Here is a 677-nt window from a genome sequence, read left to right as displayed (position 1 = left end):
GTCATCAAGATGGTGATGGCGCTGGAACACGGGCGTCTTCCGAAGACGCTGCACGTGGATGCGCCGTCTTCGCAGGTGGACTGGTCGGCGGGTGCGGTCGAGCTGCTGACGGAGGCGCGGGACTGGCCGGAGGTGGATCGTCCGCGGCGTGCCGCCGTGTCTTCGTTCGGGGTGTCCGGGACGAATGCGCACGTGATTCTTGAGCAGGCTCCGGAGCGGGTGGAGGAGCCGGTCGAAGTGGTGCGGGAGCTGCCGGTGGTGCCGCTGGTGCTCACCGCCCGCTCCGAGACCGCCCTCGAAGGCCAGGTCGAGCGGCTCCCGGAGGACGTCCGGTTGCTGGACCTCGGGTACTCCCTCGTGACGACGCGGTCGGTGTTCGAGCACCGGCGGGTCGCGGTGGGATCGGCCGTGGTCGAGGGCGTCGCGTCCTCTCGGGGGCGGGTGGCGCTGGTGTTCCCGGGTCAGGGGACGCAGTGGGTGGGGATGGGTGCGGGGCTGTTGGAGTCCTCGCCCGTGTTCGCGGCCAGGCTGCGGGAGTGTGCGGACGCGCTGGCGCCGTTCGTGGACTTCGATGCGGTGGAGGTCCTCAGGGAGGGCCGCTCTCTGGATCGGGTGGACGTGGTCCAGCCGGTGACCTGGGCTGTCATGGTGTCTCTGGCCGCGGTGTGGCGTTCCCT

The 677-nt window shown here is 70.6% G+C and carries 1 protein-coding gene; it reads left to right on the top strand.

The features are described 5' to 3' along the window. Positions 1-15: 15 nt before the first annotated feature. The coding region (locus WDV06_RS37055) for an acyltransferase domain-containing protein (protein ID WP_395514187.1) at positions 16-677 on the top strand (662 nt) is incomplete at its 3' end.

It is taken from the genome of Streptomyces racemochromogenes, from assembly GCF_044129415.1.
GTDB classification, from domain to species: domain Bacteria; phylum Actinomycetota; class Actinomycetes; order Streptomycetales; family Streptomycetaceae; genus Streptomyces; species Streptomyces racemochromogenes_A.
This window is presented reverse-complemented; position numbering and strand designations above follow the sequence as displayed.